This window comes from Sphingomonas larreae (genome assembly GCF_051400595.1).
In the GTDB taxonomy this organism is placed as follows: Bacteria; Pseudomonadota; Alphaproteobacteria; order Sphingomonadales; family Sphingomonadaceae; genus Sphingomonas.
Genome location: NZ_JBLFFI010000002.1, coordinates 330,241 through 349,772 on the forward strand (window position 1 = coordinate 330,241; position 19,532 = coordinate 349,772).

Annotated in this window: 18 protein-coding genes; 9 read left to right on the forward strand and 9 right to left on the reverse strand. The window is 69.5% G+C overall.

Features of this window, described 5'->3' with window-relative positions:
- Nucleotides 1-5 precede the first annotated feature (5 nt).
- Both ACMGDM_RS09770 and ACMGDM_RS09775 read right to left on the reverse strand, forming a co-directional pair.
- Nucleotides 6-920 (reverse strand): crotonase/enoyl-CoA hydratase family protein, encoded by a 915-nt coding sequence (locus ACMGDM_RS09770; protein ID WP_436803942.1) that lies wholly within the window; start codon nucleotides 918-920, stop codon nucleotides 6-8.
- 98 nt (nucleotides 921-1,018) lie between these two features.
- Nucleotides 1,019-1,273 (reverse strand): hypothetical protein, encoded by a 255-nt coding sequence (locus ACMGDM_RS09775; RefSeq protein WP_436803943.1) that lies wholly within the window; start codon nucleotides 1,271-1,273, stop codon nucleotides 1,019-1,021.
- Between the two features lie 228 nt (nucleotides 1,274-1,501).
- On the opposite strand from ACMGDM_RS09775, the gene ACMGDM_RS09780 reads away from it, so the two are divergent.
- A complete protein-coding gene (locus ACMGDM_RS09780) occupies nucleotides 1,502-1,822 on the forward strand; it encodes a DMT family transporter (protein ID WP_436803944.1) in 321 nt (106 codons plus the stop codon).
- 47 nt (nucleotides 1,823-1,869) lie between these two features.
- Here ACMGDM_RS09780 and gyrB read toward each other — a convergent pair whose 3' ends face one another.
- The 5 genes from gyrB to recF form a co-directional block, all read right to left on the reverse strand.
- The gene (gene gyrB / locus ACMGDM_RS09785; RefSeq protein ID WP_436803945.1) at nucleotides 1,870-4,362 is read right to left on the reverse strand and encodes a DNA topoisomerase (ATP-hydrolyzing) subunit B; all 2,493 of its coding nucleotides are present in this window, start codon (nucleotides 4,360-4,362) and stop codon (nucleotides 1,870-1,872) included.
- A 50-nt stretch (nucleotides 4,363-4,412) separates the two neighbouring features.
- Nucleotides 4,413-5,291, reverse strand: a complete 879-nt coding sequence (locus ACMGDM_RS09790; protein ID WP_436803946.1) for an alpha/beta hydrolase — start codon at nucleotides 5,289-5,291, stop codon at nucleotides 4,413-4,415.
- A complete protein-coding gene (locus ACMGDM_RS09795) occupies nucleotides 5,288-6,490 on the reverse strand; it encodes an MFS transporter (protein ID WP_436803947.1) in 1,203 nt (400 codons plus the stop codon). The genes ACMGDM_RS09790 and ACMGDM_RS09795 overlap by 4 nt, the downstream gene beginning before the upstream one ends.
- Nucleotides 6,491-6,706: 216 nt before the next feature.
- Nucleotides 6,707-8,002: an MFS transporter gene (locus ACMGDM_RS09800; RefSeq protein WP_436803948.1), complete on the reverse strand. Its 1,296-nt coding sequence runs from the start codon at nucleotides 8,000-8,002 to the stop codon at nucleotides 6,707-6,709.
- 67 nt (nucleotides 8,003-8,069) lie between these two features.
- Entirely contained in the window at nucleotides 8,070-9,107 is a 1,038-nt protein-coding gene (gene recF, locus ACMGDM_RS09805; protein ID WP_436803949.1) for a DNA replication/repair protein RecF, read from the reverse strand.
- A 170-nt stretch (nucleotides 9,108-9,277) separates the two neighbouring features.
- Between recF and rarD the strand changes: the two genes are divergently transcribed.
- Nucleotides 9,278-10,174 carry an EamA family transporter RarD gene (gene rarD / locus ACMGDM_RS09810; RefSeq protein ID WP_436803950.1) on the forward strand — a complete coding sequence of 299 codons (897 nt, stop codon included), beginning with the start codon at nucleotides 9,278-9,280 and terminating at the stop codon, nucleotides 10,172-10,174.
- Nucleotides 10,175-10,205: 31 nt separating this feature from the next.
- Here rarD and ACMGDM_RS09815 read toward each other — a convergent pair whose 3' ends face one another.
- Nucleotides 10,206-10,967 carry a Coq4 family protein gene (locus tag ACMGDM_RS09815; RefSeq protein WP_436804259.1) on the reverse strand — a complete coding sequence of 254 codons (762 nt, stop codon included), beginning with the start codon at nucleotides 10,965-10,967 and terminating at the stop codon, nucleotides 10,206-10,208.
- A 74-nt stretch (nucleotides 10,968-11,041) separates the two neighbouring features.
- Complete coding sequence (locus ACMGDM_RS09820) at nucleotides 11,042-12,295, reverse strand: dicarboxylate/amino acid:cation symporter (RefSeq protein ID WP_436803951.1); 1,254 nt, start codon at nucleotides 12,293-12,295, stop codon at nucleotides 11,042-11,044.
- Between the two features lie 69 nt (nucleotides 12,296-12,364).
- On the opposite strand from ACMGDM_RS09820, the gene glmM reads away from it, so the two are divergent.
- From glmM to ACMGDM_RS09855, 7 genes are all read left to right on the forward strand, one after another.
- Nucleotides 12,365-13,702, forward strand: coding sequence for a phosphoglucosamine mutase (gene glmM, locus ACMGDM_RS09825; RefSeq protein WP_436803952.1), 1,338 nt, complete (start codon nucleotides 12,365-12,367; stop codon nucleotides 13,700-13,702).
- Between the two features lie 234 nt (nucleotides 13,703-13,936).
- Nucleotides 13,937-14,161, forward strand: coding sequence for a DUF1272 domain-containing protein (locus ACMGDM_RS09830; RefSeq protein ID WP_436803953.1), 225 nt, complete (start codon nucleotides 13,937-13,939; stop codon nucleotides 14,159-14,161).
- Nucleotides 14,158-15,327, forward strand: coding sequence for a bifunctional hydroxymethylpyrimidine kinase/phosphomethylpyrimidine kinase (thiD, locus tag ACMGDM_RS09835; protein WP_436803954.1), 1,170 nt, complete (start codon nucleotides 14,158-14,160; stop codon nucleotides 15,325-15,327). The genes ACMGDM_RS09830 and thiD overlap by 4 nt, the downstream gene beginning before the upstream one ends.
- Nucleotides 15,327-15,935: a ribonuclease HII gene (rnhB, locus tag ACMGDM_RS09840; protein WP_436803955.1), complete on the forward strand. Its 609-nt coding sequence runs from the start codon at nucleotides 15,327-15,329 to the stop codon at nucleotides 15,933-15,935. Before thiD ends, rnhB begins: the two co-directional genes overlap by 1 nt.
- Before the next feature lie 179 nt (nucleotides 15,936-16,114).
- Nucleotides 16,115-17,245, forward strand: a complete 1,131-nt coding sequence (locus ACMGDM_RS09845; RefSeq protein ID WP_436803956.1) for a site-specific DNA-methyltransferase — start codon at nucleotides 16,115-16,117, stop codon at nucleotides 17,243-17,245.
- 219 nt (nucleotides 17,246-17,464) lie between these two features.
- Nucleotides 17,465-18,511: a dihydropteroate synthase gene (gene folP, locus ACMGDM_RS09850; RefSeq protein ID WP_436803957.1), complete on the forward strand. Its 1,047-nt coding sequence runs from the start codon at nucleotides 17,465-17,467 to the stop codon at nucleotides 18,509-18,511.
- A gap of 136 nt (nucleotides 18,512-18,647) precedes the next feature.
- A complete protein-coding gene (locus ACMGDM_RS09855; RefSeq protein WP_436803958.1) occupies nucleotides 18,648-19,532 on the forward strand; it encodes a bestrophin family protein in 885 nt (294 codons plus the stop codon).

Genomic DNA, 19,532 nt, shown 5'->3' on the forward strand with positions numbered 1-19,532 from the left:
GCCGCTTATGCCGCGACGCGCTCTAGCAGTCGCGTCTGCGCGCCGGTCAAACGCCGCATCAGCTTGAGGTCCGCCTCGCTCAGCCGCAGCGCGGCGTCAGCCCAAAGTTCGACCACGCCTTCCAGTTCGGCGAGCGGAAGCGGGTTCACCGCGCGCGACGCCTCGTAGATCGCGCAATGCGCGCTGTGACGGCGGCGGTTCTGGCGGATATAGTCCTCCACCATGCCGCAACCGGCGCCCGGCTCGGCCAGTGCATGGACCAGGCCGAGATCGTAGAGTTCTTCCGCACTATAGGTACGCCCGCTGAGGATCATCTGCTCGGCGCGCGCTGCACCGAGTCGCCGCGACAGGAAGCAATGCGCTCCCATTCCGGGGAAGAGCCCGAACAGCGTCTCGGGCAGGCCGAAGGTGGCGCCGCGCTCCGCGATCACGACGTGGAACGACAGCAGCGCCTCGAAGCCGCCGCCGAGCGCGTGGCCCTCGACCAGCCCGATCGTGACGATCGGCCGTTCCAGCCCAGACATATTGCGGTGGAGGATCTGCACGCAGGCGCGACCGTAGCGCACCAGCGCGTCGCGATCACCCGCGCGAATGTGGTGCGAGAACAGGTCGAGGTCGCCGCCGAGCGAGAACACGCCCGGAAAGCGCGAGCCCAGCACCAGGTAGCGGATCGGCATCGCACCGCTGTCGCTGGCGATCTCGATATCTTCCTGCCACGTCACGAAGTCGCGTAGCAGATCGGGGTTGAAGCTGGGACGCGTGCGCGGCCGCATATAGGTCCACAAGGTGTCGAGCGCGGGATCGAAGCTGACCTCGAGCTGATCCAATTCGAACAGCGCGCGGGAGTCGGGTCGTGCCGGATCGCCGGATGCGAGGCGATGGCGAGGCCGGGGTGCGACCGGAGGATGTTCGCGTGTCATGAATATTTTCCTCTTCTCGTACAGCAGGTTGCTGCCTGAGAAGAATATCGCGGAGCGCGCGTGGATGCTGGCGCTGTTATACGTCCCGCGATGACGCGTCAGTGCGCCTCGAGCTCCACTACCTCGAACGTGAAGGAGCGCCAGCCGCGCTGGCGCGCCGCCTCCTGCGCAGGTCCGCGCTTCGCGAGCGCGTCACGATGCGACGACTCATGTCCCCAGAACACCTCGGTGCGGCCATTCTCGAGCAGCGCGACGATCCGCCAATAGTGGGTGAACGGCGCCGCTGTGGGGCCGATCGTCTTCACATAGCCGTCAGGTAGGGTCGCGGTAAGGTAACGTTTCTTTTTTGCCATGCCTCAACCGCGCTCAATCTTTGTGGCGGAGGCAGACACGCCCTCCGCCCCTCGCCGGCACGTCATCGACTTTGTAAGGAGGTGACGTGCTGCACAAGTCCGGATCTCCGCCGGCAGCTACCGGAACTGGACAATAGATCCCTCGGCGCCTATCGCGCGCCGCTCGCGGCCTCTTCCGGGTTTCCGGCTGCGTTTGATCCACACCGAGCCCGCGAGAAGGAATCGCTCATGGCGTGGCTCATCCTCGGCGTAGCCGTCATCACCGAGATCATCTGGGCGCTCAGCCTGAAATGGGCGGCGATGTGGCCGAGCATGCTCGTGTCCACCGTCCCAATCGTGCTCAGCTTCGTCAACATGGGGCTGCTCGCGCTGGCGATGCGTGGCCTGCCCGCCGGCACCGCTTACGCGGTGTGGACCGGGCTCGGTGCGGTCGGCGTGACGCTGCTCGGCGTTCTGCTCTTCGGCGAGAAGCTCAATCCGACGCAGGTCGGCTTCATCGCGCTGATCATCGTCGGGGTGGCGGGCACCAAATTCTTCGCCTCCACCTGAGCGCATGGCGGGGGCGGGCCACGACGCCGCGGCCCGTCCCGTGCCGATCACACGTCCAGGTTGGCGACGCTGAGCGCATTCTCCTGGATGAACTCGCGGCGCGGCTCGACCACGTCGCCCATCAGCCGGGTGAAGATCTCGTCCGCCACGTCGGCCTGATCGATCGCCACCTTGAGCATCGAGCGGTTCGACGGATCGAGCGTGGTTTCCCACAATTGCTCCGCGTTCATCTCGCCAAGGCCCTTGTAGCGCTGGATCGCCAGACCCTTGCGCCCTGCCGCCAGGATCGCGTCGAGCAATTGCGACGGACGCGCGACGAGCGACTCGCCGCGGCCGACCGTCACCGTCTCCTCCCCCTCCTCGTCGGTCGCGACCGCGTCGGCGGGCGCTTCGACGGCCGCGCCCTTCACCGGCACCAGTTTGGAGGCGTGCGCGAAATTCTCGGCCTGCTCGGCGGCGAGCGTGTGCAGCTTGCGCGCCTCGGCCGAAGCCAGGAACGCCGGCTCGACGATGTGGTGATCGGTGACGCCGCGCCACAGCCGTTCGAGATGGATGCCGCCTTCCTCGGTGAGCCGCGCGCTCCAGGTCGCCTCGCTGTCACCCTGGTCAAGCCGCCGCGTCACCTCGGCCACCGCCTCTGCGCGCGCCTCGCGCGTCAGGTCGGGGGCGAGCGCGCCGCCGAGCGCGAGCGTCTCGATGATCACGGGATCATAGCGGCGCGGCACGTAGCGCATCAGCGTCCGCATCCGCCGCGCATGCTCCACCAGTGGCCGCAGGTGCGCGCCGGTGAGCGCCTCCGCGCCACGGTCGAGCGCCATCGCGCCAAGCCCCGCGTCGACGAGATATTCGTCGAGCGCGGCGTCGTCCTTGAGGTAGACTTCCGACCGGCCGCGCGTCGCTTTGTAGAGCGGCGGCTGCGCGATATAGAGGTGCCCCTGCTCGATGATCTCGGGCATCTGGCGATAGAAGAACGTCAGTAGCAGCGTGCGGATATGCGCGCCGTCAACGTCCGCGTCCGTCATGATGACGATCTTGTGGTAGCGCAGCTTGGCCAGGTTGAAGTCGTCACGTCCGATGCCGGTGCCCATCGCCTGGATCAGCGTGCCGATCTCCTTCGAGCCCAGCATGCGGTCGAAGCGCGCGCGCTCGACGTTGAGGATCTTGCCGCGTAGCGGAAGGATGGCCTGGAAGTGACGGTCGCGTCCCTGCTTGGCCGAGCCGCCGGCCGAGTCACCCTCGACGAGGAACAGCTCGGACTTGGCAGGGTCGCGCTCCTGGCAGTCGGCCAGCTTGCCGGGCAGCGAGGCGATGTCCATCACTCCCTTGCGCCGGGTCAGCTCGCGGGCGCGCTTGGCCGCCTCGCGCGCCGCGGCGGCGTCGATGATCTTGCCCACGATCGCGCGTGCGTGCTGCGGATTCTCCTCGAGCCACTCGGCCATCTTGTCGGCCATCAGGCTCTCGAGCGGCTGGCGCACCTCGGACGAGACGAGCTTGTCCTTGGTTTGCGAGCTGAACTTGGGATCGGGCAGCTTGACCGAAACGATCGCGGTGAGCCCCTCGCGCATGTCGTCGCCGGTAAGGCTGACCTTCTCCTTCTTCAGCAGCCCCGACTTGTCGGCATAAGCGTTCAGGGTGCGGGTCAGCGCCGCGCGGAAGGCGGCGATATGCGTGCCGCCATCGCGCTGCGGGATGTTGTTGGTGAAGGCGAGCACGTTCTCATAGTAGGAGTCGTTCCACTCCAGCGCGACCTCGATGCCGATCTGGTCGCGCATGCCGGCGACCGAGATCGGATCGGGAAATAGCGGCTGCTTGTTGCGATCGAGCCACTTTACGAAGGCAGCGATGCCACCCTCGTAGAACAGCTCCACCTGCTTGGCCTCTTCGTGCCGCGCGTCGGTGAGGAACAGGCGCACGCCCGAGTTGAGGAAGGCCAGCTCGCGATAGCGATGCTCGAGCTTGTCGAAGTCGAACTCGGTGATCTTGAACGTGGCGGGGGAGGGGAGGAAGGTGACACGCGTCCCCTTCTTGCCCTCGACCGTGCCGACCACCTTGAGCGGCGCAACCGCATCGCCATGGGCGAAGCGCATGTAATGCTCCTCGCCGTCGCGCCAGATCGTCAGATCGAGCCATTCGGAGAGCGCATTGACCACCGAGACGCCGACGCCGTGGAGCCCGCCCGACACCTTATAGGCATTGTCGTCGCTGGTGTTCTCGAATTTACCGCCGGCGTGGAGCTGGGTCATGATGACCTCCGCGGCGGAGACGCCTTCCTCCGGATGGATGCCGGTCGGAATGCCGCGGCCGTTGTCGGTCACCGACACCGAGCCGTCGGGGTTGAGCGTGATGTCGATGCGGTCGCAATGGCCGGCGAGTGCCTCGTCAATCGCATTGTCGCTCACCTCGAACACCATATGGTGGAGGCCCGAGCCGTCGTCGGTGTCGCCGATGTACATGCCGGGACGCTTGCGTACCGCGTCCAGGCCCTTCAGCACCTTGATCGAGGAGGCGCCGTATTCGCTGGAATTCTGCTGTTCTGCCATAGCGGGCATATAGGCAGCCAGGCCCCGCAACGGAAGCGAAATGGGCCCGTTCAGCGGAGGAAGCGGTCGATCCGCGCCAGCACGCGGTGCCGGATCGGGTCGGCCTCGCGCAGCAGCTCGTGGCCGCGGCCGGGCAGCAGCTCGAGTTCGCCCAGCGGCAGCGTGCGGGCGGCCCGCGCCACGGCCCGCGGCGAGACGATCGGATCGCGCCGCGACACCAGCAGCAGCGCGCGCGTGTCCACCGCGGCGAGCGCGGCGGGGCGGATGGTCGCGATCGAGGCGCAGGCGGCGCGGGTCCAGCCCCAGCTCGGCGCGCCCGAGGCAATGTGCGGATGGTTGGTCTTCCACCAGATTTTGTCCGCCTGACGGTCCGGGCAGGAGGTCATCCGCCCACCGACATTGCCCGCGTCGCCCTCCCAGACGCGGTGCTCGCCGCGCCCGGCGCGCGCGGCGACGGCGGCGAGCGCGGCGATTGCACGGGTGCCAAGCGGTCCCGCGCGCAGCCCCAGCATCGGCGACGACAGCACCGCGGCGTCGAAGCGCGCGCGCTTGGCCGCCAGCAGCCGCAGCAGCAGGTGCGCGCCCATCGAATGCGCCACCGCCACCGTCGCCGGGCGTGCGCCGCAATAGTCGGCGAGGTCGTCGAGCAAGGGGTCGAGGCTGTCGAGATGGTTGATCAGGGGATCGCGTCCGACACGCCCGGAGCCGCCCTGGCCGCGCCAGTCGAAGCCGGTGATGCCCCATCCATGCGCGCGCCAGTGCGCCATTGCTTCCAGATACTTTTCCGCGAAGTCGCCACGACCACCGAGGAAGAGCAGCCGGCCGCGCGGGTTCGGTGCCGGCCAGTCATAGGCGCGCAACGCCCAGCCGTCGCGTGCGCGCCAGGTGCCGAAGGCGAGCCCGGGCGGGTGGCAGCGCCGATCGATCATCCGGCGGCGCGCGGGCGCAACGAGAGGAACAGCATCGCCGCCGCCACCATCGCCGCCGTGCCGAGCACCAGCGCGACATCATACGAGCCGGTCGCGTCGTGCAGGCGACCGAAGCCCACCACACCCGCCGCGGTACCGAGCAACGCCACGACCAGCAGCGAACCATAGGTCTCGCCATAGGTGCCCACGCCGAACAGCCGCGCGGCGAAGAATGGCAGCAGGTCGTTCTCCGCGCCGTTCATCAGGCCGGCGACGAAGACAATCAGCCACAAAGCAGCGAGCCCTGGCGCGCGTATCTCGAGCAGCGCAAAGCCGCTCGCCGAGACCAACGCCACCACCGCGGCGACGCGGTGCGGTGCGAGCCGATCGACCAGCGCGCCGATCACGACGCGCGCGACCAGCTGCGCGCTGCCGAAAGCGGTCACCAGCAACGCGGCTCCGGCCATGCCCAGGCCGCGTTCGAGGCCGAGCGGCACCAATTGCGTCACCAGGCCGACGGTGGCGAAGTTGACGCAGAAGGCGGTCAACCCCAGCCGCCAGAAGCGCGCGTCACGTCGCGCCGCGCGTGCGCTGTCCTTGGATTGCGACACCGGCTCGATCGCGGCAACGCGCGGCAGTGCGACCAGCGCCACCGGCAATGCCACCGCAACGACATAGCCGGCGAGCGCGATGAAACCGCCGCGCCAGCCGTGCTGCGCGATCTGCGCCCCCACGATCGGCGGCATGAGCAATGTGGTGAGCGACAGCCCCGATGTGGCCACGCCGAGCGCCAGTCCGCGATGCGCGACGAAGCCCGTCGCGATCAGCCTCCCATAGGCCACCGCGCTCGTGCCTGGCACGCCGAGTGCGAGGCACAGCACCATTACCTGATAGTGCCACAGCGCGCCTGCCATGCGCGTGAACGCGAAATAGGTGGTGCCAAGCAGCAGCAGCGAGAAGGTGATCACCGGACGCGCGCCGGTTCGATCGACGAGGCGCCCGAAGAACGGAATGACGACGCAGCCGAGCAGCCCGATGCCGGCGGCGGTGGCGATCTCGCCGCGCGTCCAGCCGAACTCGGCGATCAGCCCCGGCACGAAGAGGCTGGAGAGGTTCTGGAACAGACCCGGCCCCGCGCCCATGCCGACCAGCCCGCCCAGCACGAGCGGCCAGCCGGCACGCCACTCGGCCCGCGCCGGTGAGTGATTCGCGTCCCCCATCGCGAGACGCACTAGGATGGTTGGGGCGAGCGGAGCCAGCGCGCGCGAGAGAAACCGGTTCGACTTGGGTCGAAATGGTGGCGGGCCGGAGGGAGGTGCCGCCGATCCGGGTAACCGCCTGGTCCGCGAGCGCCAGGCGCGGAAGAGAGGGCGTCAGTCTGCGCCCGCTCGCCTCAGCGAAAAAGCGCGGCGGGTCGAGCGTGGCAGGCGCCGCGGCTATTTCTCCGCCTTCGTCTCGCTGGCGGACAGTGCGCGGTCGGGCAACAAAAGGAAGCAGGTGCAGGCCAGCACCAGCGCGCCGGCGCCGCACGCCAGCGCCGGAGTATAGGTGCCGAACGCGTCGTGGAGTCGACCAAAGCCGATGATCCCGATCGCGGTGCCCGACAGCGCCAGCGGCATGGCGGTACCGTAGATCTCGGCATAGGCGCGCAAGCCGAAAAGCCGCGCCGCGAAGAAAGGCAGCAGATCATTCTCGGCGCCGTTCATCAGCCCGGCGAGGAAGACGAGCAGCAGCAGCGTCGGCTGACCGCTGGGGGCGAACGCCAGCGCGCCGAACGCCCCCGCGGACACCAGCGCGAACCCGGCCGCGACCGGCTGAGGCCTGAACCGATCGATCAGCACTCCGACGAACAGCCGACCCGCGATCGCGCTCGCCGCGAAGCTGGTGAGGAGCAACGCCGCCTGCGCGGAGCTCTGCCCGAATTCGATGCCGATGGGCACCAGCTGCGTCACCAGGCCGGTGGTCGCGCCGTTGATCAGCAGCGCCGAGGTGACGAGGATCCAGAAGCGGCGGTCGCGCCTGGCGTCGCGCGCGGACACGCCGGTCGTCTCGCTCGGGGGCAGGCGCGGAGCGATGATGGCGCGCGGCGCGCCGCGGATCGCGAGCAGGATCAATGGTAGGGCCAGCACCGCGCTGCCTGCGGCCAGCGCGACGAAGCCGCTCCGCCAGCCATAGCGTCCGATCACCCAGCCGAGCGCGGGCGCGGCGACGATCGTCGCCAACGCCAGCCCGGAGGTGCCGAGCCCCAGCGCGAGGCCGCGTCGCCGCTCGAACGATGCGGCGATCAATTTGCCATAGGCGAGGCTGCTGGTGCCCGGGATGGTGAGGACCAGCAGCAGCACGCCCAGCTGGTAATGCCAGATCGCACCACCGATCGCGGCAAGCCAGAGATAGGCCGCGCCAAGCAGCAGCATGGAGGCGGTGATCACCGGGCGCACCCCGAAGCGGTCGGCGGTGCGCCCAATCAGCGGGGCGGCGATGGCGCCGATCAGCGCCAGCCCCGCGGCGGTGGCGATCTCGCCACGCGACCAGCCGAAGCTGCGCTCGAGCCCCGGCGTGAAGAGGCTGGACAGATTCTGGTAAAGTCCCGGACCGAGCCCGGCGCCCAGCATCGCCGCGGCCACCAACGGCCAACCCCGCTGCCACTCGTTCGCGCTCGCGGCAGGGACGCGGTCGACGGCGGTGGGGGGAAGGGCGTCGGTCAGAGGCGTGGTCCTGCGATAAGCGGGCATGGCGCCACGCGGTCGATGCGGCGTGCGCCGATTCGATCGGTGGCGCAACCGCGTCGCGTCGACCGGTTCACAACGTCACCCGCGTTGCATCGCCAGCCGCGGCGAACAACGCCGGCTCGGTACCCGTCATCCAGACCTGCCCGAGCGAGGCGAGCCGCTCGAACAAGGCGGCGCGCCGCGCCGGATCGAGGTGGGCGGCGACCTCGTCGAGCAGCAGGAGCGGCGCCCGCCCGGTCGCGCGCGCCACCAGCTCGGCATGCGCGAGGACGATGCCGAGCAGCAGCGCTTTCTGCTCACCGGTCGAGGCACTCGCGGCGGAGCGGTTCTTGTCGAGGTGCGTGACGATCAGGTCGGCACGGTGCGGCCCTGCCAGGGTGCGCCCCGCGGCGCCGTCGCGCGAGCGGCCGGCGCGCAGCTCGGCGGCGAGCGACGCGGCGTCGCCCGACCAGCCCTCCAGCGCGAGCGCGGCGCGCGGCACCGCGCCCGGCGGCTGCGCCGCCAGCGCCTCGTCCAGCGCGGCAACGGTGTGACGGCGCGCGGCGTCGAGCGCCGCGCCGTGCTGCGCCATCTGCGTTTCCAGCGCGGCGAGCCAGTCGCGATCGGGCGTCGGTTCGGCGAGCAGGCGGTTGCGGTCGCGCATTGCCGCCTCGTACCGCGTGCCGTGACGCGCATGCGCCGGATCGAGCGCGAGCGTCAGCCGGTCGAGAAAGCGGCGTCGCTCCCCCGCGGGATCGGTGAACAGCCGGTCCATCGCGGGCGTGAGCCACAGCACCGCGATGCGCTCGGCCAGCGCGCCTGCCCCCGCCGCGGCGCCGTTGACCCGCACCACGCGACGATCGGGCGCGGCGGCGAGCGCCCCGGTGGCGAGCTCGACCCCGTCGACGAGCGAGGCGGCGACGCCGAACCCGCCCGCACCATCGCTGCGCGCGATTGACGACAACGGCGCCCGGCGCAGCCCGCGGCCGGGCGCGAGCAGCGACACCGCTTCCAGCACGTTGGTCTTGCCCGCGCCGTTCGCGCCGGTGAGGATCACGAAACCGGGCGCGGGAGCGAGCGTCAGCGCGGCGTGGTTACGGACATCGGTAAGGACCAGGCGCACGAGCATTGTCCCGGCTCTAGGCTGCAGCTGCGTTCGCTTCAACGCGGGCGTATCGGGCAAGCGCTTGATCCACCGCCAGTCGCGCCGTCTGCCGCGGCGTCGAAGCGCGCCGGGACGGGTCGTCACTGTCGCGCAACGACTTGCACGCGCGTGCGGCGCGGGCGATGGCGCACGCTATGACCGACCCCGCCGCCCGCTCGCTCCGCACCGGCCTCCTGCTCGGCGTTGGCGCCTTTGTGTGCTGGGGCCTCCTGCCGTTCTACCTTCACCTTCTCGACTCGGTGCCGCCGTTGCAGGTGCTGGCCTGCCGCGTGATCTTCTCGTTGGTGCTGCTGATCGTGATCGTCGTCGTGCTCGGGCGGACGCGCGCAGTGCTCGCCGCGGCGCGCGGACGAACCCTGGCGCTGCTCTCCGTTACCGCGCTGCTGATCGCGATCAACTGGTTCGTCTACATATGGTCGGTCCACAATCAGCACGTGCTGGAGGCGAGCCTCGGCTATTTCATCAATCCGCTGCTCAACGTGCTGCTTGGCGTCGTGGTGCTGCGCGAGCGCATCACCCGGGTTCAGGCGGGTGCGGTGGCGATCGCCGGCCTGGGCGTGCTGCTGCTCGCGCTCGACGGCGTGGGTGCGCTGTGGATCTCGCTCGCGCTGGCGGTGAGCTTCGGGCTGTATGGCCTGATCCGGAAGGTGGTGGCGATCGACGCGCTGGGTGGCCTGCTGGTCGAAACCGCGCTGTTGCTGGTGCCCGCGGTGGCGATCCTGGGCTGGGCGCACGCGCATGGTGAGGGGGCGTTGGGACAGGATAGCCGCATCGACGGGCTGCTGGTGCTCGCCGGCGCGGTCACCGCGGCGCCGCTGCTGATGTTCGCGGCGGCGGCGCGACGCCTGCGCTACGCGACGCTGGGGCTGCTGCAATATATCGGCCCGACGCTCCAGTTCGCGGAGGCGGTGCTGGTCTTCGGCGAGCCGCTGCGGCCGATCCAGCTGGCGAGCTTCGCGCTGATCTGGGCCGCGTGCGCGCTCTACGCCTGGGCGGGCTGGCGCTCCGCGGCGAGGGCGGCGCGGACCTGATCGCACACCGGCTCTGCGGGCCGCATAGAAATCACGCCGCGGCGCGCTCGGTGCCGCCGAACGAGTCGATCATCGCGCCCAGTTCGCGCCGTGCGTGACGATAAGCGCGCGGTTCGCGGATGCCGAGGCGTGCGCGGGCGCGGTCGAGCGGCTCGTCGAGCAGCGCGACCGGATCCTCGCCGACCAGCCAGGCGGCGCTTCGGCCATGCCGATAGCCCTCCCACACCGCGCGCGCGAACAGGCCATTGCGCGCCACGACGAAGCTCTTTGCCGCCGCCGCGGCGGCGATCAGCGCCCAGCCAAGCCCGCCAACCTGCGCGAAGCTGAAGGCGACCAGCGCTGCCTCGCCGAGCGGGTCATCCGTCTCGTAGCCGGTGAGCACGTGCCACAGATCGTGCAGGTCGCGGATACGGCGCCCCATCCAGCCATAAGGGTGAAGCGCGCCCCAAGCGGACTCATGCTCGCTCTCGCTCACCGCGACGAGCCCGTCGGCGGTGTAGCCGGTGGTCGCCAGAAAGTCGCGGTAGGCCGCGCCGACCGTCCCGGGCGCGAAGCGCTCGACGGCGGCGCGATCGGACAGCAGTTCGGAAAGCTCCACCCGGTCATAGGCGAGTCGCCCGCCCTCTGCGGAAGCGATCAGCCGCGCATAATTGGCCGGCGCGTTGCCCACGTTGAGCGCGCGCATGATACGGAACACCTGGCGCGTGTCGTCGGCGTCGCGCATCAGCCGGCGCACCGCATCGAGAGCGGCGGGCCAGTCGCGGCGCCCGCTCGTGCCGGGGTAGGGAGGCATGCGGGTCACGGGAACGACTCCTTATTGACAGGGGTGTCAGTAAAGGATGCGGTCCGCTGACGTCAAGATCGGCGTCACTCGCGCGGGGGGCGGGGGCGGTCCGCCGTGCCGTCACCGTGACCGAGCAGCGCGGTGGTGGCGATGTCCATGGTGACGTTGCCGACGGTGCGGATGATGTCGGGGATCGTCTCCACCGCCACCAGCAGCCCGAGCGGGGCGATCGGGGCGCCAATCGTTCCCGCGATCGGCGCGATCGCGCTGACGTAGCTCACCGTACCGGGCAGGCTGACCGAGCCGAGCGAGGTCAGCGTCGCCACTACCACGCCGATCGCGAGCGTTGCGGGCGACAGCGACACGCCGAACCACGTCGCGACGTAGATCGCCACCGCGAGGTTCATCGCCGGCCCGGTGGCGCGGAAGATCGCGACCGCCAGCGGCAAGGTGACGCCCGCGATCCGCACCTCGACGCCGAGCTCGCGCGCACCTTCGATCATCGCGGGCATCGACGCGAGCGAACTCTGCGTGCTGATCGCCACCGCCTGCGCCGGAAAGGTGGCGCGGGTGAAGCGGCCCAGCGGCACGCGCGCGCCGAACCGCGCGATCGGGTAAGCGAGCAGCATCATCGCCACGCCCGAGGCGCTGACGATGAGGATATAGTGGATCAGCGCGCCGAATGCGCCGGTGCCCGCGCGCGCACCCACCACCAGCGCGAGCGCGAACACGCCCGCGGGCGCGATCCACAGCACCCAGTCGATCACCACCAGCATCGCGTCACGCAGCGCGGTGAACAGCCGCACCAGCAGGTCGCGCTGGTCGCGCTCGATCCGCGCGATCGCAAAAGCGAACACGAGCGTGAAGATGATCAGCGACAGGAAGGCGTCGCTTGCCGCCGCCTGGATCACGTTGGTGGGCACGATGCCGGCGAAGAACTCACCCAGCGGCGGCACGGCCGGCACCGCGGTGGCGTTCGACAGCGCATGGCGCAGCGCGGCGGCGGAGGCCGTCGGCAGCGGTACCAGCGCGAGCAACAGCGGCGTCAGCAGCGCCGCGATCGTCGCAGAGGTGGCGAGCAGTGCGACGTAGAGCGCGATCGCACGCGCCGCGAGCCGTCCCGCGCGTGCCGCCTCCGCGGTGGCGGCCACCCCCGTGACCAGCAGCGACACCACCAGCGGCACGATCGTCATCTGCAGCGCGTGGAGCCAGGCGGTGCCGAGCGGCTCGGCCACCGCGACGACGCCGGGCACCGCGCCGGGCGCCACGCGCCCCAGCACGATCCCGCCGGCGAGACCCGCGACCAGCGCGAGGAGAATACGGGTAGCCTGCGACATCAGCGCGCTCTTCGCCCTTCGTTCGTCATCGTTTATGGGAGCCGCCCAGCGGAGCGAACGGACGAGGCGATGGCAAGGAAATATTTCGGAACCGACGGTATACGCGGCCTCACCAATACCGGCGCAATGACCGCCGAGATGGCGATGAAGGTCGGCATGGCAGCGGGTCGTCACTTCCTGCGCGGCGATCACCGCCACCGTGTGGTGATCGGCAAGGACACACGGCTGTCCGGCTATATGCTCGAGAGCGCGCTTCAGGCGGGCTTCACCAGCGTCGGCATGGACGTGACGCTCGTCGGACCGATGCCAACCCCGGCGGTGGCGATGCTGACCAAATCGATGCGCGCCGACATGGGCGTGATGATCTCGGCCAGCCACAATCCCTTCGCGGACAACGGGATCAAATTGTTCGGTCCGGACGGCTACAAGCTGTCCGACGCCGACGAGGAGGCGATTGAGGCGGCGATCGACCGCGAGGTGACGCTGGCGCCGGCGGGCGAGATCGGGCGCGCCAAGCGAATCGACGACGCACGCGGGCGTTACATCCATTTCGCGAAGTCGACCTTCCCCTCCGACCTGCGGCTCGACTCGCTCAAGGTGGTGATCGATTGCGCCAACGGCGCGGCCTATCAGGTCGCACCCGAGGCGCTGTGGGAACTCGGCGCAGATCTCGTCCAGATCGGCGTCCAGCCCAACGGGCTCAACATCAACGACAGGATCGGGTCGACCCATCCCGAGGCGCTGTCCGCCGCGGTGGTGGCGCATGGCGCAGCGATCGGCATCGCGCTCGACGGCGACGCCGACCGGTTGATCGTGGTGGACGAGCGCGGTCGCGTGATCGACGGCGACCAGCTGATGGCGACGATCGCGGCGAGCTGGGCGCGCGCCGGACGGCTTGTCGGTGGCGGGCTGGTCGCGACCGTGATGTCCAATCTCGGGCTCGAGCGGCATCTGTCCGCGCAGGGGCTGGGACTGATCCGGACGAAGGTGGGGGACCGCTACGTGCTCGAGGCGATGCGGCGGCGCGGCTACAATGTCGGCGGCGAGCAGTCGGGGCATATCATCCTATCGGATTATGCCACCACGGGCGACGGACTCGTCGCCGCGCTGCAGGTGCTGGCGGAGGTGTGCCGCGCCGGCGCGCCCGCGAGCGAGGTGCTTCACCGCTTCGAGCCGCTGCCGCAGTTGCTCAAGAACGTCCGCTTCGCTGGCGGACGACCGCTCGAGCAGGAATCAGTACAGGCGGTGATCGCCGAGGCGGAAGCGGAGCTGGCGGGCAGCGGCCGCCTCGTGATCCGGCCCTCCGGCACCGAGCCGGTGATCCGCGTGATGGCCGAGGGCGACGACCCGCAGCAGGTGGAGCGGGTGGTCGACCGCATTTGCGACGCGGTGCGCGCCGCGGCGTGAGCGAGGGGGTGGCGCTTTTTCTCGCTATCGCGGCGCCATCCTGAACCCGTTTCAGGATCTACTCTCCCGCACACTTCGATGCCGAGGTGCGCGCGGGACGGTGGATCCTGAATCAAGTTCGGGATGCAGCGGGGCTTCACGATGACGCCGCGGAAGAGCCATTCTCTTTTCCACACGCCGCCCCCAACCACCATCGCCCGTGACCTTGCGTCGCACAGCCGCTACAGCGCGCGCATGCTGGAGATGCGACCCGATTGCGAGCGCTGCGGCGTCGACTTGCCCGCCGACGAGGGCGGCGCGTTCATCTGCTCGCTCGAATGTACCTATTGCGCCGATTGTGCCGACGCGCTCGACGAGCGCTGCCCCGGCTGCGGGGGCGAGCTGCTCGACCGCCCTGCGCGAGTCGGCGCGACGCTGCGTAAACATCCGGCCGCGACCGAGCGGCGCCACGGCGCATGACCCCGCGCGTGCTGATCGTCGCCGGCTCCGATTCGGGCGGTGGCGCGGGGGTCCAGGCCGACATCAAGACCGTCACGATGCTGGGCGGCCATGCAATGACCGCGATCACCGCGATCACCGCGCAGAACACCTTGGGCGTCCAGGCCGTCGCGGCGCTGTCGCCCGCGCTGGTGCGGCAGCAAATGGCGAGCGTGGTCGATGACCTCGGCGTCGACGCGGTCAAGATCGGAATGCTGGGCAGCGCCGCCATCGCCGCCGCGGTCGCCGACGAACTCGAAGACACGCGCTATGGCGGCGCAGTCGTGCTCGACCCGGTGATGGTGGCGAGCAGCGGGGCGGTGCTCGCCGACGCCGCCACGATTGCGGCGTTCGAGCGGCTCGCGCGGATGAGCGCGCTGGTCACCCCCAATCTGCCCGAACTCGCCGCGCTGTGCGGGCGTGACACGCTGCACGCCGACGAGGTGGAGGCGGCCGCGCGCGATTACGCCGCCGCGATCGGTACGCCGCTGCTGGTCAAGGGCGGGCATGCGGAGGGCGCAGTGGTGGTCGACCGCCTGATCGCCGCACATGGCGAGATCGTGCGCTGGGAAGCGGCGCGGATCGATACGCGTCACAGCCATGGTACCGGCTGCACGCTGGCGAGCGCGATCGCGGAGGGACTCGCGCGCGGACTGACGCCGGTCGATGCGATCCAGCGCGCGCGCGCGTTCGTCCGCGTCGCGCTCCACGAGGCGCCGGGACTGGGCGCGGGGCACGGACCGATGGGCCATGCACGCGTACGCTTCGACTCGGCGGAAGCGATGCCGATGCTCAACCATGTGACCCTTCCCGCCAACGACCCGATCGCTGCGCTCGCTTTCTACCGCGGGCTCGGGCTCACCCCGATCGTGGCAAGCGGCACGCGCTACGTTCGGTTCGAGACCGCGGGCGGCACGACGCTGTCGATCGAAGCAGCGCATGAGATCGCGGGGGCGCCATTGATCTTCCTCGAGGTGGCGGACGTCGACACCGTGGTGGCACAGGCGCGCGCCGCCGGCGTGTCTATCGAGGCGCCGGTTGATCGTGCCTGGGGCTGGCGCGAGGCGCGGCTGCGCGATCCCTCGGGCAATGCTCTGTGCCTCTACCAGGCGGGCGAGAACCGCCGCTTCCCGCCATGGCGGCTTTGATGCCGGGGCTGCTTCACGAGAAGCGCTGCCTCCCGCCGGTCGCGGGGGTGGACGAGGCCGGGCGGGGGCCGCTGGCAGGACCGGTGGTCGCTGCGGCCGTCGTGTTGCCGGCCAAAGGCGTGCCGCGGGGGATCGACGACTCGAAAAAGGTCCCGGCCGCCGAGCGCGCGCGGCTGTACGCGCGGCTGCGCGACTGTGCGATGGTCGGGGTCGGCATCGTCGAGCCCGCCGAGATCGACACGCTCAACATCTACTGGGCGACCATGAAGGCGATGACGCTCGCGGTGGACGAGCTCGCGCAGGCGCTGGGCTGTCCGCCCGGCCATGTCCTGGTCGACGGCAACCGGCTGCCGCGCTGGGGCTATGCCGCCACGGCAATCGTCGGCGGCGATGCCGCGAGCCGCTCGATCGCGGCGGCGTCGATCGTCGCCAAGCACACGCGCGACCAGATCATGATCGCTGCCGCCGAATCGCACCCGCATTACGGATGGCACTCGAACAAGGGCTATGGCTGCCCCGCGCATCTGCGCGCGCTGCGCGAACATGGGCCGTCGCCGCTCCATCGCCGCAGTTTCGCACCGGTCGCGCAGGCGGTTCTGCCATTCTGAGTCTTTTGCGTCACACTACCACATATCGAGTCTCCACCCGCTCAATCGACTCAACATGTGGGCGCGGACTCGTCCTGTTCCGCTGACGACTCGCGTCGAATCCGCGAGTCGTCAGCGAAAGTCCGCTTGACGGAGTCGTTGTTTGACGGCCTTTTGCGCGGGCAAAGGGGAGCTGATCGATGGGGGTGATGGAGAAGGTCGCGCGGTCGCGACGCGCGGCGGAACCGGCGACGCCGCCGCTGCCGCTCGACCAGATCGTGATGGGCGATTGCATCGCGGCGATGCGCGCGCTGCCGGCCCGATCGGTCGACATGATCTTCGCCGATCCGCCCTACAACCTGCAACTCGGCGGCGAGCTGTTCCGTCCCGACGGCAGCCATGTCGACGCGGTGACGGACGAGTGGGACAAGTTCGACACGTTCGCACATTATGACGCGTTCACCCGCGCCTGGCTTGCCGAGGCGCACCGGATCCTCAAGGACGACGGCACGATCTGGGTGATCGGCAGCTACCACAACATCTTCCGCGTGGGTGTCGCGGTACAGGACCTGGGCTATTGGATCCTCAACGACATCGTGTGGCGCAAGGCCAACCCGATGCCGAACTTCCGCGGCACGCGCTTCACCAATGCGCATGAAACGCTGATCTGGGCGTCCAAGGGCGAAAAGGCCAAATACACCTTCAACTACCGCAGCATGAAGACGCTCAACGACGAGCTGCAGATGCGCTCGGACTGGGAGTTCCCGATCTGCGGCGGGCAGGAGCGGCTCAAGAAAGGCGGGGTGAAGGTGCACCCGACGCAGAAGCCCGAGGCGCTGATCTACCGCATCCTGCTCGCCTGCACCAAGCCGGGCGACGTCGTGCTCGATCCGTTCTTCGGCACCGGCACGACCGGCGCGGTGGCGAAGCGGCTGGGGCGGCGCTGGATCGGGATCGAGCGCGAGCTATCGTATGTCGATGCCGCGGCCGAGCGGATCGCGGCGGCGCTGCCGCTCGACGAATCAGCGCTGGCGACGATGCAGAGTCCGCGCGCGCAGCCCAAGGTGGCGTTCGGCGTGCTTGTCGAGAACGGCTATCTGACGCCCGGCACGCTGCTGGTCGACGCCAAGCGGCGCTATGCCGCGTCGGTCCGCGCGGATGGGTCGCTGGCGAGCGCCTGCGGCACGACCGGCTCGATCCACAAGGTGGGCGCGGCGTTGCAGCAGGCGCCCGCGTGCAACGGCTGGACCTTCTGGCACCGCGAGGTGGACGGCGCCCTCGAGCCGATCGACCGCGTGCGGCAGACGTATCTGCTCGCAACCCAGCCCTGAGCGGGTGCGCGTCCTCCTGCTTCCCCTGCAAAGGGAGGGGCGGGCAGGATCGGGAGCGACTAACACGGTCGCCGGCGTGAGCCGTCCTCGCCGCATCACGAGGTCGCGACTTACCCCGCCTCCACCCTTGCAGGAAGGGGATGTCAGGCCGACTCCCTTCAGCAGCACGAACCGATCCCCCCCCTTTCCTCAGCCGCAGGCGAGACTAGAGAAACTCACATGCGCCTTCGCCCGATCCACTTCGTCGACGCGCCGTTCGCCTATCCGGAGGGTCATGTCGGGCGGCTCGCCGGCGGGATGCAATGGTTCGCCGCCTATGAGGTCAGCGCACAGGGCGGGCGTCGCATCATCCCCGTTGCCGATGTGGCGACGCTCGGTCCACGCGCCGCGCTGCTCCACGCCCGCATCACCGCGCCGCGCGCGCCGCTCACGCTCGGCGAGCGCACGTTGCGGCTCGATCAGCCGCAGGTCGCCGCGATCCTCAACGTCACGCCGGACAGCTTCTCCGACGGCGGCGCGCACGTCGACGATCCCGTTGCCGCTGCCGCCGCGGGCATGGCGATGGCAGCGGGCGGCGCCGCGCTGATCGACGTCGGCGGCGAGTCGACCCGTCCCGGCGCCGCGCTGGTGTGGGAGGAGGACGAGGCGCGCCGCGTCGCTCCCGTGGTCGAGCGGCTCGCGCGTGCCGGAGCGCTGGTGTCGGTCGACACGCGCAAGGCGCCGGTGATGGAGGCCGCACTCGCCGCGGGCGCCGCGATCGTCAACGACGTGTCCGCATTATTGTGGGACGCGCGCGCGCTTGAAGTGGTGGTGCGCAGCCGCGCGCCCGTGATCCTGATGCACTCGCCCGACCCCGCCGCGGGCGGGCACGGCCGGCGCGCCTATGCGGATGTGGTCGGCGAAGTGTTCGACTGGCTCGAGGCGCGTGTCGATACGGTGGTCGCGGCCGGAGTGGAGCGCGCGCGCGTGATCGTCGACCCGGGCATCGGCTTCGGCAAGTCGCTGGCGGACAATCTCGCGCTGCTCAATGGGTTGGCGACCTTCCACGGGCTCGGCTGCGCGATCATGCTGGGCGCCAGCCGCAAGCGGCTGATCGGCGCCTTGAGCAACGAAGCCGCGGTGGGCGAGCGGCTTGGCGGTTCGGTCGCGCTTGCATTGAAAGGGGCGGAGGCGGGCGTGCAATTGCTGCGCGTGCATGACGTTGCCGAGACGGTACAGGCGCTGCGCGTGTGGCGCGGGCTGCGCGACCGCGCGCTGGTGGGGTGAGGTGTGGCGGCGCGGTCGCGCGCTCCATCGCCACTTCAGTGAATGCAACTCCGAACCCCGACAAGCTCCGCATGTACGATGTGTGACGATTGGTGTCGCACGTGCAACGACCGGGTATAATGTGCGTTAGCCGAGCATGATCGTCACCGCCGTTCCCCGTCTGACCCAGATCGTCCGCGAAGTCTGGAAGCCGTTGCTGCTGCTCTTCATCTGGGACGTGGTCGTCACGGTCACTTACTATATTTTGCCGTTCAAGGCGCCCGAGCTGCCGCTGACGCTGTTCGGCTCTGCGCTCGCGCTCTTCCTCGGCTTCCGCAGCAACTCGGCGTATCAGCGCTGGTGGGAGGGGCGGTCACTGTGGGGGCTGATGATCAACGCCAGCCGCAATCTGGCACGCGCCGCGCGCAACTTCCTCCCCGATCCGGAGGCACGCGACATGAAGCGCACGATCGTGTTGCGCCAGATCGCCTATGTGAACGCGCTGCGCTGTCAGCTCCGCAAGCAGAAGGCAGACGACGAGGTGTTGCGCTTCCTCTCCAAAGGGGAGGCGGACTTCGCTTTGTCGCGCACGAACATCGCCAACGGGATCGTCGACGGCACCGGGCGGCGCGTGAATCTCGCACGCGAGAACGGCTGGATCGACACGATCCAGCAGACGTCGATCGAGCGCGTGCTCATCGATATCGCCAACGCGCAAGGCGGTATGGAGCGGCTCAAGAACACGCCGCTTCCCAATCAATATCGCTTTTTCCCGATGATCTTCACGCATCTGTTCTGCGTGCTGCTGCCGATCGGGCTGGTCGAGACACTGGGCTTCGCCACCCCGCTAGGCTCGACCGTGGCAGGGCTGATGTTCCTCGCGGTGCTGGCGATCGGTGACGATCTCGTCGATCCGTTCGCCAACACTGTCCACGATCTTCCGCTCACCGCGATGTGTCGGACGATCGAGATAGATCTGCTCCAGTCGATCGGCGAGGAAGCGCCCGACCCGATCGCGCCCGAGAACGGCGTGCTGTGGTGA

Coding starts and splice junctions, on each gene's coding strand:
- ACMGDM_RS09770 (WP_436803942.1), bottom strand. CDS start 920: ATGACACGCGAACATCCTCCGGTCGCACCCCGGCCTCGCCATCGCCTC.
- ACMGDM_RS09775 (WP_436803943.1), bottom strand. CDS start 1,273: ATGGCAAAAAAGAAACGTTACCTTACCGCGACCCTACCTGACGGCTAT.
- ACMGDM_RS09780 (WP_436803944.1), top strand. CDS start 1,502: ATGGCGTGGCTCATCCTCGGCGTAGCCGTCATCACCGAGATCATCTGG.
- gyrB (WP_436803945.1), bottom strand. CDS start 4,362: ATGGCAGAACAGCAGAATTCCAGCGAATACGGCGCCTCCTCGATCAAG.
- ACMGDM_RS09790 (WP_436803946.1), bottom strand. CDS start 5,291: ATGATCGATCGGCGCTGCCACCCGCCCGGGCTCGCCTTCGGCACCTGG.
- ACMGDM_RS09795 (WP_436803947.1), bottom strand. CDS start 6,490: ATGGGGGACGCGAATCACTCACCGGCGCGGGCCGAGTGGCGTGCCGGC.
- ACMGDM_RS09800 (WP_436803948.1), bottom strand. CDS start 8,002: ATGCCCGCTTATCGCAGGACCACGCCTCTGACCGACGCCCTTCCCCCC.
- recF (WP_436803949.1), bottom strand. CDS start 9,107: ATGCTCGTGCGCCTGGTCCTTACCGATGTCCGTAACCACGCCGCGCTG.
- rarD (WP_436803950.1), top strand. CDS start 9,278: ATGACCGACCCCGCCGCCCGCTCGCTCCGCACCGGCCTCCTGCTCGGC.
- ACMGDM_RS09815 (WP_436804259.1), bottom strand. CDS start 10,967: ATGCCTCCCTACCCCGGCACGAGCGGGCGCCGCGACTGGCCCGCCGCT.
- ACMGDM_RS09820 (WP_436803951.1), bottom strand. CDS start 12,295: ATGTCGCAGGCTACCCGTATTCTCCTCGCGCTGGTCGCGGGTCTCGCC.
- glmM (WP_436803952.1), top strand. CDS start 12,365: ATGGCAAGGAAATATTTCGGAACCGACGGTATACGCGGCCTCACCAAT.
- ACMGDM_RS09830 (WP_436803953.1), top strand. CDS start 13,937: ATGCTGGAGATGCGACCCGATTGCGAGCGCTGCGGCGTCGACTTGCCC.
- thiD (WP_436803954.1), top strand. CDS start 14,158: ATGACCCCGCGCGTGCTGATCGTCGCCGGCTCCGATTCGGGCGGTGGC.
- rnhB (WP_436803955.1), top strand. CDS start 15,327: ATGCCGGGGCTGCTTCACGAGAAGCGCTGCCTCCCGCCGGTCGCGGGG.
- ACMGDM_RS09845 (WP_436803956.1), top strand. CDS start 16,115: ATGGGGGTGATGGAGAAGGTCGCGCGGTCGCGACGCGCGGCGGAACCG.
- folP (WP_436803957.1), top strand. CDS start 17,465: ATGCGCCTTCGCCCGATCCACTTCGTCGACGCGCCGTTCGCCTATCCG.
- ACMGDM_RS09855 (WP_436803958.1), top strand. CDS start 18,648: ATGATCGTCACCGCCGTTCCCCGTCTGACCCAGATCGTCCGCGAAGTC.